The organism is Phyllobacterium bourgognense (assembly GCF_003337575.1).
Lineage (GTDB): Bacteria > Pseudomonadota > Alphaproteobacteria > Rhizobiales > Rhizobiaceae > Phyllobacterium > Phyllobacterium bourgognense.
Genome location: NZ_QPJM01000001.1, coordinates 215739 through 231448, shown reverse-complemented (window position 1 = coordinate 231448; position 15710 = coordinate 215739). Strand labels below are relative to the sequence as shown.

Annotated in this window: 14 protein-coding genes; 5 read left to right on the top strand and 9 right to left on the bottom strand. The window is 55.9% G+C overall.

What is annotated here, in order from left to right; all coding sequences use genetic code 11:
• Nucleotides 1-17 precede the first annotated feature (17 nt).
• Genes C7476_RS01145 through C7476_RS01130 form a run of 4 tightly spaced genes read left to right on the top strand, consistent with a single transcriptional unit; the run spans nt 18 to nt 4838 of the window.
• A complete protein-coding gene (locus C7476_RS01145) occupies nt 18-1121 on the top strand; it encodes a microcin C ABC transporter permease YejB (RefSeq protein ID WP_114428077.1) in 1104 nt (367 codons plus the stop codon).
• Entirely contained in the window at nt 1121-2260 is a 1140-nt protein-coding gene (locus C7476_RS01140) for an ABC transporter permease (protein ID WP_114428076.1), read from the top strand. The genes C7476_RS01145 and C7476_RS01140 overlap by 1 nt, the downstream gene beginning before the upstream one ends.
• Nucleotides 2257-3882 (top strand): ABC transporter ATP-binding protein, encoded by a 1626-nt coding sequence (locus C7476_RS01135; protein ID WP_114428075.1) that lies wholly within the window; start codon nt 2257-2259, stop codon nt 3880-3882. The genes C7476_RS01140 and C7476_RS01135 overlap by 4 nt, the downstream gene beginning before the upstream one ends.
• Entirely contained in the window at nt 3879-4838 is a 960-nt protein-coding gene (locus C7476_RS01130) for a 2-hydroxyacid dehydrogenase (protein WP_114428074.1), read from the top strand. The genes C7476_RS01135 and C7476_RS01130 overlap by 4 nt, the downstream gene beginning before the upstream one ends.
• A gap of 37 nt (nt 4839-4875) precedes the next feature.
• Here the strand turns inward: C7476_RS01130 and C7476_RS01125 are convergent, their stop codons facing one another.
• From C7476_RS01125 to C7476_RS01115, 3 genes are all read right to left on the bottom strand, one after another.
• Nucleotides 4876-5748, bottom strand: coding sequence for a C40 family peptidase (locus tag C7476_RS01125; protein WP_114428073.1), 873 nt, complete (start codon nt 5746-5748; stop codon nt 4876-4878).
• Entirely contained in the window at nt 5745-6095 is a 351-nt protein-coding gene (locus tag C7476_RS01120; RefSeq protein ID WP_112526432.1) for a MarR family transcriptional regulator, read from the bottom strand. Before C7476_RS01120 ends, C7476_RS01125 begins: the two co-directional genes overlap by 4 nt.
• A gap of 66 nt (nt 6096-6161) precedes the next feature.
• Nucleotides 6162-7532 (bottom strand): leucyl aminopeptidase family protein, encoded by a 1371-nt coding sequence (locus C7476_RS01115; protein ID WP_114428072.1) that lies wholly within the window; start codon nt 7530-7532, stop codon nt 6162-6164.
• 122 nt (nt 7533-7654) lie between these two features.
• On the opposite strand from C7476_RS01115, the gene C7476_RS01110 reads away from it, so the two are divergent.
• A complete protein-coding gene (locus C7476_RS01110) occupies nt 7655-8488 on the top strand; it encodes a tetratricopeptide repeat protein (protein ID WP_114428071.1) in 834 nt (277 codons plus the stop codon).
• Between the two features lie 64 nt (nt 8489-8552).
• Here the strand turns inward: C7476_RS01110 and C7476_RS01105 are convergent, their stop codons facing one another.
• From C7476_RS01105 to C7476_RS01080, 6 genes are read right to left on the bottom strand one after another with little or no spacing between them, the layout of a single operon-like run.
• Complete coding sequence (locus C7476_RS01105) at nt 8553-9581, bottom strand: type II secretion system F family protein (RefSeq protein WP_114428070.1); 1029 nt, start codon at nt 9579-9581, stop codon at nt 8553-8555.
• 10 nt (nt 9582-9591) lie between these two features.
• On the bottom strand, nt 9592-10605 hold the full coding sequence (locus C7476_RS01100; RefSeq protein ID WP_114428069.1) for a type II secretion system F family protein: 1014 nt from the start codon (nt 10603-10605) through the stop codon (nt 9592-9594).
• Nucleotides 10606-10626: 21 nt separating this feature from the next.
• The gene (locus C7476_RS01095; RefSeq protein ID WP_114428068.1) at nt 10627-12111 is read right to left on the bottom strand and encodes a TadA family conjugal transfer-associated ATPase; all 1485 of its coding nucleotides are present in this window, start codon (nt 12109-12111) and stop codon (nt 10627-10629) included.
• Between the two features lie 9 nt (nt 12112-12120).
• On the bottom strand, nt 12121-13407 hold the full coding sequence (locus C7476_RS01090; RefSeq protein WP_114428067.1) for a CpaE/TadZ family protein: 1287 nt from the start codon (nt 13405-13407) through the stop codon (nt 12121-12123).
• Between the two features lie 45 nt (nt 13408-13452).
• Nucleotides 13453-14133 (bottom strand): CpaD family pilus assembly protein, encoded by a 681-nt coding sequence (locus C7476_RS01085; RefSeq protein ID WP_114428523.1) that lies wholly within the window; start codon nt 14131-14133, stop codon nt 13453-13455.
• Between the two features lie 14 nt (nt 14134-14147).
• Nucleotides 14148-15707: a type II and III secretion system protein family protein gene (locus tag C7476_RS01080; RefSeq protein WP_181872309.1), complete on the bottom strand. Its 1560-nt coding sequence runs from the start codon at nt 15705-15707 to the stop codon at nt 14148-14150.
• Nucleotides 15708-15710 lie beyond the last annotated feature (3 nt).

Genomic DNA, 15710 nt, shown 5'->3' with positions numbered 1-15710 from the left:
TTGAGAGGGAGCTCCTGATGGGAGCTTATATCCTTCGCCGTCTCGTTTTGATGGTTCCGACACTGTTCGGGGTTTTGCTTGTCTGCTTCGTCATCGTACAATTTGTCCCCGGCGGTCCGGTACAGCGCATTATCGGCCAGCTTACCGGCCAGGGCGGCAATGCCATGGACCGCATCGGCGGAGGAGGTGCGGATTTCGGTCAGAGCCAGGATCAGCTTGGCCTTGGTGAGGGCAACTCAAAATATCGCGGTGCACAGGGCCTTGATCCGGCATTCATCGCCAGCCTCGAAAAGCAGTTCGGCCTCGACAAGCCTCCCTTGGAGCGCTTCGGTCTTCTGATGTGGAATTATGTGCGCTTCGATTTCGGGAAGAGCTATTTCCGCGATATTAGCGTCATCGATCTGATCAAGGAAAAGCTCCCTGTCTCCATATCGCTCGGCCTGTGGATGACGCTGCTCTCCTATATGATCTCGATTCCGCTCGGCATACGCAAGGCGATCAAGGACGGCTCGACCTTCGATATCTGGACCAGCGGCGTCATCATCGTTGGCTATGCGATTCCAGGCTTTCTCTTCGGTATCATGCTGATCGTTTTCTTCGCAGGGGGCTCGTTCTTCGACTGGTTTCCGTTGCGCGGGCTGACCTCGAACAACTTCTCGCAGCTCTCGCTTTTTGGCAAGATTGTCGACTATGCATGGCATCTCGCACTGCCGCTGACCGCGATGCTGCTTTCCGCTTTTGCCACAACGACGCTGCTTACCAAGAACTCATTCCTAGACGAAATCCGCAAGCAATATGTTACGACGGCGCGCGCCAAGGGCCTCAGCGAGCGCAAGATCCTCTATGGCCACGTCTTCCGCAATGCCATGCTGATCGTCATTTCCGGTTTTCCAAGCGCCTTTATTTCGATCTTTTTCACGGGCCAGCTCCTGATCGAGGCGATCTTCTCGCTCGATGGCCTGGGATTGCTTGGTTATGAATCGATTATCAACCGCGACTATCCGGTGGTGATTGCCACGGTCTATATTTTCGCACTTGTCGGCGTTGTCGTCAGTCTCCTCTCCGATCTTCTCTATACATGGATAGATCCGCGGATCGATTTCGAGCGGAGGGACGTCTGATGACGAGCGAGGTTTTACGCGCGCCCGCTATCTCGGTTCGGCCTCCACGCCTGTCGCCACTCAATGCCCGCCGCTGGCAGAATTTCAAGGCCAACCGCCGCGGCTGGTGGGCACTGTGGATATTCCTGTTTCTCTTCATTGCCTCGCTGTTCGCCGAATTCATTGCCAACGACAAGCCAATCCTCGTTTCCTATAAAGGCGAAATCCTCTTTCCGGTTCTGGTCGATTACCCTGAGGAAAAGTTCGGCGGTTTCTATGCGGTCACTGACTATCGTGATCCCGTAATTCAGGACGAGATCAACGCCAATGGCTGGGCGATATGGCCGCCGGTGCGCTATTCCTATCGCACGGTCAACAATGAATTACCCGACACGGCACCCTCCAAGCCCTTTTGGCTATTCACGCCCGAAGAGCGCTGCTCCCGTTATCCGCAGGGGGTCAACGATCCGAATTGCACCTTTGGCAATTTGAACATTCTTGGCACTGACGATCAGGCACGCGATGTCTTCGCCCGCGCACTTTACGGCTTCCGCATCTCGGTGCTGTTTGGCCTCATTCTGACAGCCGCCTCGGCGGTTATCGGCGTTACCGCCGGCGCCCTACAAGGCTATTTCGGTGGCTGGCTCGATCTCATCGCCCAGCGCTTCATCGAGATCTGGTCCTCTGTTCCAACTCTTTATCTGCTTCTGATCATGGCCTCGATCCTGCCGCCGGGCTTCTGGATTCTACTTTGCATCATGCTGTTGTTTTCCTGGGTGAGTTTCGTTGGCATCGTTCGCGCGGAGTTCCTGCGCGCGCGCAATTTCGAATACGTCAACGCCGCCCGCGCGCTCGGTGTGCGCGATCGAACCATCATGTTCCGGCATCTGCTGCCCAACGCGATGGTGACAACGTTGACATTCCTGCCCTTCATTCTCAATGGATCGATCACAACGCTAACATCGCTTGATTTCCTTGGCTTCGGCCTGCCTCCGGGATCGCCATCGCTTGGCGAGTTGCTGGCGCAAGGCAAGAACAATCTTCAAGCGCCATGGCTCGGCCTCACCGGTTTCATCGTCATATCGCTGATGCTGTCGCTTCTGATTTTCGTCGGTGAAGCGACACGTGACGCATTCGATCCGCGCAAGGCTTTCAAATGAACGCTCTCCTTTCAGTACGCGATTTGTCAGTCGCCTTCACCCAGAACGGCAAGGAGTCTCTCGCCGTCGATCGTATCTCTTTCGATATCGCTCAGGGCGAAACGGTCGCGCTGGTTGGAGAATCCGGTTCCGGCAAGTCTGTAACTGCCCTGTCGATCCTGAAGCTGCTGCCCTATCCGCCTGCATCACATCCATCGGGCCAGATCCTGTTCAATGGCGAGGACCTCCTGGACAAGGATGAGACCGATTTGCGCCGGGTCCGCGGCAATGACATTACCATGATTTTCCAGGAGCCGATGACTTCGCTCAATCCGCTTCATCCGATTGAAAAGCAGATCAGCGAAGTGCTGAAATTACATCAGGGCATGGGCGACAAGGCGGCGCGTCAGCGCACTCTGGCACTGCTGGAGGAAGTTGGCATTCGCGAGCCGGAAAAGCGAATGAACGCTTATCCGCACCAGCTTTCCGGCGGGCAGCGCCAGCGCGTGATGATCGCCATGGCGCTTGCCAACAAGCCGAAACTGCTGATTGCCGACGAGCCGACCACTGCGCTCGACGTGACCGTGCAGGCGCAGATTCTGAAACTGCTTGCGGAGTTAAAAGCCGCACAGGGCATGTCGATGCTCTTCATTACCCATGACCTTGGCATTGTGCGCAAGATCGCCGACCGCGTCTGCGTGATGACGGGCGGCAAGATCGTCGAAACCGGTCCAACGAAGCAGATATTCGATAATCCCCAGCACGAATATACGAAGCATCTGCTCGCGGCAGAACCGAAGGGCAATCCGCCATCCGCGGACCTTTCGGCTGAACCGGTGATGCGCGGCGAGAACCTCAAGGTCTGGTTCCCGATCAAACAAGGCTTTCTGCGAAAAACCGTCGACTATGTGAAGGCGGTTGATGGCATCGACGTCACGATCCGAGCAGGGCAGACACTTGGTGTCGTCGGCGAATCCGGTTCGGGCAAGACGACGCTCGGTCTCGCCTTGTCGCGCATGATTTCGTCCGAGGGCGTAATTCGGTTCGGGACCAGGGACATCAACCAATATTCGTTCAAGCAGATGCGTCCGCTGCGCCGCGAATTGCAGATTGTCTTCCAGGATCCCTACGGCTCTCTCTCTCCACGCATGTCGGTTACCGACATTATTGCCGAAGGCTTGCAGGTGCACGAGCCGAAGCTTTCAGTGGGTGAACGGGATGCGCGCGTCGTCGCCGCGCTTAAAGAAGTCAATCTTGATCCGGAAAACCGTTTCCGCTACCCGCACGAGTTCTCCGGTGGCCAGCGTCAGCGCATCGCAATCGCACGCGCCATGGTGCTCAATCCGCGTTTCGTCATGCTCGACGAACCTACATCCGCGCTCGACATGAGCGTGCAAGCGCAGGTTGTCGACCTTTTGCGCTCTTTGCAGCAAAAGCATAATCTGGCTTACCTTTTCATCAGCCACGACTTGAAGGTGGTCAAGGCACTTGCCAATGACGTGCTGGTGATGCGCAATGGGAAGGCAGTGGAATATGGCCCTTCGGAGGAAATCTTCGCACGGCCGAAGAGCGATTATACAAAAGCCCTGATGGCTGCGGCCTTCAGGATAGAAACGGCCGAACAGGGAGCGGTGAGCGAATGACTGGGAATGCGGATGACACAATCTTGTTGGCGGTGACGGGCTGGGACCCGGATGTCTGGCAAACCGAATTTGCCAAGGCCGCACCGGCCCGCAAGCTTGTGCTTGATACCGACACGGCCAAAGAAAAGATTCGTTACGCCCTGGTGTGGAAGCAGCGGCCCGGCTCTCTCATGGGCTTGCCCAACCTCGAAGTCATCTTCTCGCTCGGCGCCGGTGTCGATCATATCTTCCACGATCACCAGATTCCGGATGTTCCCATTGTGCGCATCGTTTCGCCGGACCTCACCATGCGGATGAGCGAATATGTCGTCTGGCAGGTGCTAGACCATCACAGGCTCGGACTGCGCTATCGCCAGCAACAGACCCAGAAGGTCTGGCATGAGGATCGGCGCCAGCCGGCTGCACACGAGGTGACGGTTGGCATTCTAGGGCTTGGTGTGCTTGGACGCGATGCCGCGCAGAAATTGCGCAATCTAGGGTTTCGTGTCAGCGGGTGGAGCCGCCGCCTGCAGACCATCGAGGGCGTCACGAGCCACTTCGGAAAGGACGGGCTGAAGGATTTCCTCAAGGACGTGGACATCGTCGTCTGCCTGCTGCCATTGACGCCCGAGACTAAAGGCATCCTGTCGATGAGCATGTTCGCACAGATGAAGGCCGAGGGCCCGCTTGGTGCGCCGGTATTGATCAACGCCGGTCGCGGCGGCTTGCAGAACGAACCCGATATCCTTGCCGCGCTTGATCGAGGCATGCTGTCAGCTGTGACGCTCGACGTGTTCAAAACCGAGCCGCTACCGAAAGTTAGCCCGCTGTGGACACATCCGCAGGTTGTCATCACACCGCATGCGGCTGCAAGTTCCAGCCCTCAGGCATTGGTTCCGGAGATCGTGGCGCAACTTGAGTCTTATGAGCGTGGCGAGCCACTCAAAAATATCGTGGACAAGGCCGCGCAATATTAGATGCCGATTATCTCTCCCTTGAGGGAAATAAGAAAAACTAAAGCCGGCGCACCGCTGTCGGCTTTCCATAAAGATAGGCGATGCGTTCAATGGCCTCGCGCAACGGTTCGAGGGTAACACTCATCATATGGCCACTCGCATGCAGCACCATGGAATGGCTCGCCATCATCGCCGCGTGACCAGTCCAGAACAGGAAGTCGCCGCGCTGCAGATTGTGATAGTCCGTGTCCGGTTCGATCAGCTCGCCGATCGAAGCCGCCTGCATATCCGAATCGCGCAACACGCCCTGGCCGGTCATCAGCAGTGAAAGCTGGATCAGACCTGAACAATCAATGCCAAATCCCGAAACGCCGCCCCAAAGATAGGGCGTGTGCATAAGCGTTTCGGCCACAGCGACATGATCATCCGTCACCTCGTCTATGGGCACGAGATGTTTGGCGATGATCGCCTCGCCGCTTGGCAGCATGGCATAGAGCGTGCCGCGCCTCTCCTGCCCGCCGGTTACCGTAACCAGCGAGCCCATCGACAGCGCTTTGGTCCGCGGGAACTTCAGGTCAGAACCCGGGTACACAAAGGTCCGCGGTGCGATGACGATATGGGTCGGTTCATCCGTGCGCAGGTTTAGCGTCGTATCCACCACGTAGCCGACATAGCCATCGCGCTCGTTCTGGATCCAGCACCAGCCATTGTCATCTTCGAAGACGAGCACATCGTCGCCGTAGAGAAACTGTGTGGTGATACCAGCGTCGCCTCGTGGTTCGGAGCGCACGTCGACCACCGGATCGGCGATGCGCATCGGCATGCCGGCGGTGAATCGCTCCGCTTCAACCAGACCGCGTAAGCTTTCGTCAGCAAGATCGGGCCGGAATGCGTTCAGCCGCTTGTCGAGATTTACAGTTTCAGCTTTCAAAGCGGCAATCCTCTTGCTTTGGCGATAATCAGGTCGCCGAGCCGTTCAACATACAGCGCACCTTTTACCGTTCTCTTGACGAGAACATTGCGCTTGTCCTTCTCATCGCGGTGTCGATCGACCAAACCGTAAGAGCCCATTGTGTCGAGAGCACGAGTGATGACGGGTTTTGTGACGCCGAGCTTTGCGGCCATGCCCCGTATCGTGTGTGGCGGCGGTTCGAGATAGACCGTAAGAAGCACAGCCAGCTGCCGCATCGTGAGATCGTGGGCATCGTCGCGCACTTCCGACAGCGCAATTTCCTTCCACAATGTCAGTGCTTGAAGCGGTCTCAGCTCTATATTCATGAACGTTACCCGCGATCATTTCGGCTCCGTTCCATTCTAGCCGTTGCATCGAGGTACGCAAGGCAATCATTTGCTCGGGTAACGCTCTTTAAGAAGATGGTAAAGTGCGCGAATAGCCTGTGCCTCGCCTCCGATAGGAGCGTGCGGCTTCTCCACCGGGTTCCAGCCGAAAATATCGAAATGCGCCCAGACCTTCGCCTTGCCGACGAAGCGTTGCAGGAATAGCGCCGCAGTGATCGATCCGGCAAAACCATCGGACGTGACATTGTTGAGGTCGGCGACACGGGATGAGAGTCTGACGTCATAGGGTTGCCAAAGCGGCATGCGCCAGACTGGATCGGCAACCGCGTATGCGGAGGCCGCTACCTCCGAAGCAAATCCATCATCATCGGTGTAGAATGGCGGCAAATCCGGGCCAAGCGCAACACGTGCTGCGCCGGTCAGGGTAGCCATGTCGATGAGGATTTCCGGCTCGTCGTCATCGGCCAACGCAAGCGCATCCGCGAGGATCAAGCGTCCTTCTGCATCGGTATTTCCGATCTCGACGGTCAGGCCCTTGCGGCTGGTCAATATGTCTCCAGGGCGAAACGCATTGGCGGAAATCGAATTTTCGACCGCCGGTATCAGTACACGCAACCTGACAGGCAGCCTCGCATCCATGATCAGTCCAGCCAGCGCCAGCACGTTGGCCGCGCCGCCCATATCCTTTTTCATCAGGAGCATGCCGCTCGAAGGCTTTATATCCAAACCGCCTGTGTCGAAGCAAACGCCTTTGCCGACCAGTGTCACCTTTGGCGCATTTTTCTTGCCCCATGCAAGATCGATCAGGCGAGGTTCCTGGCTTCCTGCCCGTCCTACCGCGTGGATCATGGGGAAATTCTTCTTCAACAGATCATCGCCCTTGATCACGCTGAGCGTTGCCTTGTGTTCCTCGGCAACGTTCCGCACCGCTGCCTCCAGCGCTACAGGCCCCATATCGTTGGTCGGCGTGTTAATAAGATCCCGTGCTAGCGTGACGGCTTTGGCGAGCCGTCTCACATCCGTCTCATCGGCGCCCTTGGGTGTCGAAAGCGTGACTTCAGCATCATCTTTTTTCGTGTAGCGCGTAAATTTGTAACCTCCGATGAGAAACGCCAAAGCAGTGAGATCTGGCTCGCCGACCGGGCTCGCAATGTACCAGTCACCTTTTGGCAACGCACTGGCCAGCTTGCCGGCAACGAGCCGAACATCGTCCTTGCCAATGCCGAACAGAGCACCCGAAACGGCTCCATTTTCCCCTGGAATAACAAGAACACGAGCAGCTTGGCCATCAAACCCATTGGCTTGGGCCCATGCAAGGGCAGCACCATCGAGGCCGGCATCTTCCAATTCGCCTTTTTTCACGAACCAGACCGGCTTGCTGCCTGCCATTGTTCCAACTTTGATATCACTAGCCATAACGCTCTCTACTTTTGCACCCACCCCTCAGGTCATTAACCGTCCGTTAGGGTTAACAGAATATTTCTAAGCCAAGGAAATGGTTAACGCACAGGTGATTTGTGCTGCGGATGGGGCAAACTATGACAAGCGTAGGCATTATTCAATGTAATCGCCGCTTCATTTATGCCGTTGCAATTATTGCGTTGGCCGCTGGAATCTCCGGATGCACGACCACCGACAAGACCACGACAGGATCGATCACCCCGGCCAATGGCACAAGGGACACACTTCCAGCTGGCAATTTCGATCAGATGAACCAGGAGCAGCTGATGCAGGCGTCCTCCAGCCTCGGCAAGCGCTATGAAGCAAATCCCAAAGACAGATCTGCGGCGCTGAATTTTTCCACTGTCTTGCGCATGACCGGTCGCAGCGACCAGGCTCTTGCTGTGATGCGAAGCCTTGCTATCGCCTATCCGAAAGATCGCCAGGTCCTTGCCGCCTATGGCAAAGCGCTCGCCAGCACGGGTGAGTTCGATGCGGCTCTCGACGCTCTGCGCCGCGCCCAGACGCCGGAATACCCGGATTGGAAACTGCTCTCGGCGGAAGGTGCCATTCTCGATCAAATGGGTAAGACGGGAGAAGCTCGCGATCTTTACAGACAGGCACTGATCATCAATCCTGACGAAGCCTCGATCCTGTCCAACATGGGCATGTCCTACGTCCTCTCGGGTGAATTGGCCACTGCCGAACAGTATATGCGCCGGGCTGTGAGCGCTAAGGGTTCTGACAGTCGCGTGCGGCAGAACCTTGCGCTTGTCGTTGGGCTACAGGGGCGTTTTGACGAGGCCGAGAATATCGCCAAACAGGAACTCTCGCCCCAACAGGCACAGACCAATGTGCAATATTTGCGATCGATGTTATCGCAACAAAACTCCTGGAACATGCTGAAAGACAAGAAGAAGCCCAAAAGCTGACTAACTCCGCCAAGCAGCAAAAAGCCGCCCGTTGAGGCGGCTTTTTCATGAGACGAACTGCATTCTATTTCTTCGATGTCGCCGGTCCGAAAATTCCGCCTTGCGCCTGAATCTGGATAACAGCTGGTCCAAGGATAACGCAGAATAGGACGGGTAGCAGAAACAGGATCATCGGAACCGTCAGCTTTGGCGGCAGGGCAGCCGCTTTCTTTTCGGCTGCCATCAGGCGCATTTCCCGGCTCTCATCGGACAGAACGCGAAGAGCGCTACCTATCGATGTGCCGTAGCGTTCAGACTGGACCAGCGCTTGTACGACCGATTTGACGGTCTCAAGCCCTGTACGCGTTGCGAGATTATCATAGGCTTGGCGTCTTTCAGGCAGAAATGACAATTCGGCATTGGTAAGCACCAGTTCCTCTGCCAGTTCTCCGGACTGTACACCAATTTCTTCTGATACTTTCTTGAACGCGGCCTCGATCGACATGCCTGATTCGACGCAGATCAGCATCAGATCAAGCGCATCGGGCCAAGCCATCTGAATCGACTGTTTGCGCTTGCTCGCGACATTTCTCACGTAGAGATTTGGCAGATAAAAGCCGACATAAGCGCCTGCAAAGCATGCGACGACCCGGATAAGGGTTGATTTCTCGGCTAGGCCGCCGAGAACGAAAATGTAGAATACAGCGAGACCCAGTGTTACGAAGGGCAGACCGAAACGTGCCGCGAGGAAAAGGTTCAGCGCGTTCTGTCCGCGAAAGCCGGCCATGCGCAAGGCGGCGAGCGTTTTTTCATCGGCGAGTGCCCGTTGCAAATCCAGTTTTTCCACGAACTGGCGTATACCCTGCCGTTCCACTCTGCGCAGCGAAAGACCTGAATTTTTGCGTTTACTCTCGCTTTCAGAAGCCAGTCTGGCTCTTTCGCGGGATCTGATCTGGTCGCGTTCCAGCGCAACCGATTTCATCCGCGATTTGAGGCCTACCCCTGACAGCATTGGCATCAGAAACGTTACCAAGGTTGCGAAGATCGACACCCCGACCAGGATGGCGAACAGAAATGCCGGGTCCTTAATGACTTTAGCAAAGGCGTCTACCATGCATCTCTCGCTAGAATTTGAAATTGATCATCTTTTTCATCACCATGATGCCGATCGACATCCAGGCACCGGCGCAAGCAAGAAGGAAATTGCCAGAACTAGTGTTGAAAAGAATCATGATGTATTGCGGACTCGTCAGGTATACGAGAAAGGCAACGATAAAGGGCAACGCACCGATGATATAGGCGGATGCCTTTGCTTCCATTGACAGCGCCTGCACTTTGGCCGCCATTTTCTTCCGGTCACGCAAGACACGGGACAGATTGCCCAAGGCTTCGGAGAGGTTGCCGCCGGCCTGGGCCTGAATCTGAATGACGATGCCAAAGAAACTGGCTTCCGAGCAGGGCATGAATTCCGACATGCGCATTGCAGCTTCGGGGATGCTTACTCCGACCTGTTGCGTGTCGACTATGCGGCGGAACTCTCCGCGCACCGGTTCCTGGGCTTCCTGCGCGATGAGACGAATTCCATCGTTAAGCGGCAGACCGGAGCGAATAGCGCGCACGATCACGTCGATCGCGTTCGGAAATTCGTGCAGGAATGCCTTGATGCGTCTCTGGCGTCGAAAGTAGATAAACCAGCGCGGCAAGCCGAGTGCGCCTGCAAGAAACAGGCCCGGAGCAAGATAGATCGGTGATCCGAGCATTACTCCCAGTCCTGCAACGACCGCTCCAGTGATAAACGAATACATATAGAACTGTGGCAATGTTACTTTCATACCCGCCTGCTGCATAAGCATTTTCAACGGGGGAGACTTGATATTCTTGTCGCGCAGCTTCTGGCGCTGCTCAAGGTCCTTCAGCGTGTCGTGCACCGACTTGCGGCGTTTGACCGCCTCGGCCTGCTTGTCGCGAATCGTGAATTTGCCAAGGCTATCCGTTGCGGCGAGCTTGACCTCATTCAGCCTCTCATCGGCCTTTTTCTGCCATGCAATAGAGTCAAAAAATAAAACATAGGTCAAAGCGGCGACGGCGAGCACAACCAGCAGGATGAAACCAAGCTGTGCGAGATCAAACCCGAACATCTGTGTGCTCCGATCCCACCATCATGGTTTCGTCGTTTCCATGGAATCGAGTGCATTTGCGAGGCGCCGGTCTTCATTGTAGTAGCGCGCCCGCTCCCACATGTGCGGGCGGGCGATGCCTGTTGAGACGTGCTTCCCTGTAAGACGGCCGTTGGCATCTTCGCCGGTGATTTCATAGACGACAAGATCCTGCGTTATAACAACCTCGCCTTCCATGCCGATCACTTCGGTAATATGGGTAATCCGCCGCGAACCGTCCCGAAGGCGCGCTGCCTGAATAATAATGTCCACCGAACCCACGATAATTTCGCGCACCGTCTTTTGCGGCAAGGCGAAGCCGCCCATGGCAATCATGGATTCCATACGGCTAAGACATTCCCTGGGACTATTCGAGTGAATCGTACCCATGGATCCATCGTGGCCGGTATTCATGGCAGAAAGCAGATCGAAGACTTCAGGTCCGCGCACTTCGCCGACGATGATCCGCTCGGGACGCATACGAAGGCAGTTCTTGACGAGATCGCGCATGGTGATCTCGCCCTCACCTTCAAGGTTCGCCGGCCTTGTTTCAAGCCGCACCACATGCGGTTGCTGCAGCTGAAGTTCCGCTGAATCTTCGCAAGTGATGATGCGCTCGTCCTTGTCGATATAATTGGTCAGGCAGTTCAAAAGCGTCGTCTTGCCAGAGCCGGTACCCCCGGAGATGACGATATTGCAACGGACGCGGCCAATGATTTGCAAAAGCTCGGCACCGGCAGGAGAAATGGCGCCGAAACGGACGAGTTGGTCCAGCGTCAGCTTGTCCTTCTTGAATTTACGAATAGTCAGGACCGGTCCGTCGATCGCAAGCGGCGGTGCGATAACGTTGACACGCGAGCCATCGGGCAGACGTGCGTCGCAGATGGGACTGGACTCGTCGACGCGCCTTCCCACCTGGCTGACTATACGCTGGCAGATGTTGAGGAGCTGCTGGTTGTCGCGGAAACGGACGCCGGATTCCTGCACCTTGCCCAGCACTTCGATGTAGGTCTTGCGAGCGCCATTGACCATGATGTCGGCGATGTCATCGCGCGCCAATAAAGGCTCCAGCGGGCCATAGCCTAAGACGTCATTGCAGATATCGTCGAGCAGCTCTTCCTGCTCTGAGATCGACATGGCGAAATTCTTGATCGCGATGATGTCGTTGACAATATCCCGGATTTCTTCGCGCGCCACTTCCGGGTCCAGCTTCGACAATTGCGCAAGATCGATTGTGTCGATCAGTGCGGCGAAAACCTGCGACTTCGTATCGTAATAAGCCTCGTTTTTTTCGCGAAGCGGCGCGACTGGCTTCGGCGTCTCGATGGGAGAACGCTTGGGCTCCAATATATCCCGCGGAAGGCCTGTGGTCGCGGTCACCCCTCCCCCGAGAAGAGGCAGTGCCGTCTCCAGGGCCGGCGCCCGAAACTCCTGAACCTGGCTTCCACCGGCCCCGCCTGATTGGGGATTACCGCGTTTACCAAACATGATTTCTCTTTACTGTTTCTTGCGCTTCAACCGGGAAAAGACCGCGGACAATCCTGGTTTCTTCTTGGGCTTCAGTGTCATACGGCCAGTCAGGATATGCGCGATCTCGTTAATGCTTTGAACGATGGGATTGGCACCATCCGTTTCCGCCAACATCCGGCCATTATTCGCTGCACTGCCAAACAGCGCGGGCTCGAAAGGGATAGTGGCGAGCGGCAGAATTCCAAGCGGACTGCAGAAATCGAGCGGCGCAATTTCAGGGCGTTTGGGCACGCCGACCTGATTGAGGATCAGTCTTGGCGGGGCATCATTGGGGCGAAGTTGCTTCAGGGTATCAAGCAGGTTTTTTGTATTGCGCAGATTCGCCAATTCTGGTGATGCAACGATAACGACTTCATCGGCCCGGGCCAGCGTTGTGCGTGTCCAGCCGTTCCACGTGTGCGGAACATCGAGAACGACGTGAGGAACGGATCTTTGCGCAACGTCGATCAAATGCGCAAAGGAATCGTCGCGGAAATCAAAAACGCGATCAAGCGTCGATGGTGCGGCAAGCAGCGAGAGATGTTCTGCGCATTGTGCCAACAGACGATCGAGATAGACATCATCGATGCGTTCTGGAGAAAAGACTGCCTCGGCAATTCCCTGTGCGGGATCCTGATCGAAGTTGATGTTCGCCGTGCCATAAGGCAGATCCATATCGGCAATAACCACCTCGTTCTTGAAGAGTGACGAGATGGCCCAGGCGATGTTGTGCGCCATTGTGGAGGCGCCGACACCACCCTTCGCACCGATAAAGGCAATCGAGTGACCAAGCGGCTTTGCTTCCGGGTCGACGAACAGACCGCCGATGGCGCCGACGATTTCCGACAAATCGACCGGAGCAACCATATATTCCGATATGCCATTCCGGATCAGTTCGCGGTAGAGCCAGACGTCATTGAAATGTCCGATGATAACAACCTTTGTCGACGGATCGCACACCTCCGATAGAGCCGCGAGATTTTGCAGCATGTCGCGTGGCGCAGCCGACGTCTCAAGCAGAATGAGATTGGGCGTCGGCACAGTCTGAAACAATTCAACGGCCGTATCTACCCCGCCCATATGAACCTGAACGTGCGTTTTGGCCATGCGACGGTCTTCGCTGGCACGAGTTATCTGCTTCGCGACGCCATCGCTCTCGCAAAATGCCTGAATGGATATGCGGGGGATCGGCCGGTGCGCATGCAAGCTTACCCCCGGTGATCGCTCGCCACCTTCTCCAGGTTGGTTTTCTGTTTCGAGGGCCACTTGACTCATTTTAGCGTTCCGCTTTTCAAAGAGAATTGGTTGCTCAAGACCAGCTTAGTACTCAACTTCCTGTGCCGTGATTGGCTCGGGTGTAGGCGCATTTCTGTAGTCATCGATCACGACAATTCGCCGTTCAGCATCGATCGGAGACGTTGCGCGCGGTCCGAGCAAATCGGCCGGGTTGGCGAGTTGTGCCGCGAAATTGCTCTGATTGGCACAACCAAAATTGGAGTAGTGCCGATTTTGAGCCGTATCGAGGATATCCTTGGGCCATTGGCCGCACGTGTTGGTCGATGCGGTCATCGCCGAATAGGAAAGGCGAATAGGAGCGGATTCTTCCGGGCCAGTCTGGTAGCGTTCACTGGAGATGTTAAACGGCTTCACACCATTTTTTCGCAGGGTTGCGGCAACATCGCCCCGTAGCTTCGCCGCGGCACGTTCATTGGGCGAACCATCGGGAATGAGAATGTGAATGACGCCCGACCCGTTTGACCGGTAATTGGCTGCGGCATGCTCGATGATGCTGCGCTGGGTGATGGACAGCTTGGTATCGGCGTGGCCGACCGGTATATCGGCGACCTGCTCTTTCTCCGAAATAACGATCGGATGATTGGTGCGGTAGTCGTCGGGAATGCCTCCTGTCACATCGCGTTGCTGGGCGCAGCCTGCAAGCAGGGTTACGACCAAGAAGGCCAGGACCGGCTTCATGCGGAGTTTCTCGTTCGCGTTCGACATGATCCGTTCCTCGTTCATTTGTAGATGTACCCGACAGTGCCTTCGTACTGGCCTGCAGGCAGGCTGGCTTCCTTGGTGCCGTAAATACGGTTGACCTTGCCGAGGAAGATACCCGCAGCATCACTGGCAGGATTAAGATTGTCGTCAGGCCGAGCGAGTGCCGTGCGAGCGACCGGACGGACGAGGTAAGGTGTGATGATGACCACAAGTTCGCTCTCGTTCCTGATGAAATCTCGGCTGCGGAATAATGTGCCGAGAACCGGAATTTTCGCGAGGCCGGGAAAACCCGAAATTGTCTGGCGCACGTCGTCGCGCAACAACCCTGCAATCATCATTGATCCGCCCGACGGCAATTCAACCGTCGTGTCTGCAAGGCGCTTGCGAATGGAAAGAATGTTGGATCCCTGGTTTGCTCCGTCTGGAACGGTAATAGACCCCTCGATGGTCGGTTCCGAAACAGACGTCCTCACCTTCAAGCTGATGCGTCCTGGCGAAAGGACAACCGGAGTAAATTCCAGCCCGATGCCATATTCGATCGTCCTGTGGGTGCGTTCGACTCTGCCAGTGTCGGTCACCTCCTGGCCGGAGAAAATATTATACTCGCCACCAACTCTGAACGTAGCTTTCTCGCCGGAGATAGCCGTCAAGGACGGCTCCGCGAGCGTTTTCATCACTCCAGCTATTTCCATCGCGTTAAGATAGGCGGCGACCGATGTATTGCCGATCGTGCCGCTAATACTTCCGCCTGACTGGCTCAAGGGTTGGCCCAAGGCAGCGATGTTTTGAGACAAGCCAGAAAAACTGATCCCGTTACCTATACCGTTTACAACCAGATTGACGCCGAGCTGCTTCATCACTGTCCGGCTGACTTCGGCGACAGTCACCTTGAGCGTGACCTGATCCTCGCCGGCGATTTGAATGAGGTTAACAATCTTGCTTGTCTGTCGCGTCTCGTCCGGGTTGTTGATCGCTACATCCGAACCGCCACCGCCATTGCTGCCGCCTTGGCCTGACGCGGTTAACGCGTATTGTCCTGTCGTCGCCTCGCCGCCTGAAACGAGCAATGTGGCAAGATCGGTTGCGCGCTTCGCATCTAGCGGCGTCTGTACCGAACCCGTGAGAATGACGTTATCGTTCATCAGTTCGACTTTGATGTTCGAATCTGGAATGTATTTTTTCAAAGCGTCTTCAAGACCGGCGACGTCACGTTCGATTACAAGATCGAAGCTTGCCAACTGCTCGCCATTGGGTCCAAAAACGAAAATATTGGTTTGCCCGACCTGTTTGCCGAAGAGATAGATACGGCGTGCCGTGCGGGTTACCGCGTCGGCCACGGTGGGATTGGCCACGAGAATATCGTAGGCATCCACCGGGAGGTCGACGACCAGTGACTTATTCAGGCCGAGATTGATCCGCTTGTTCATGCCCTGGCCCTGATTGAGCCTTACAACGTTGCTTTCGGCACTCGCTGTACTTTGTAATGCAGGAACCGCGAGAGCGCAGCCAACAGCGATAGCTATCGCCATCCATGGATGCCGGAAACCGTATTTGATCATCTTTGTCTCGCTTCCCATTTT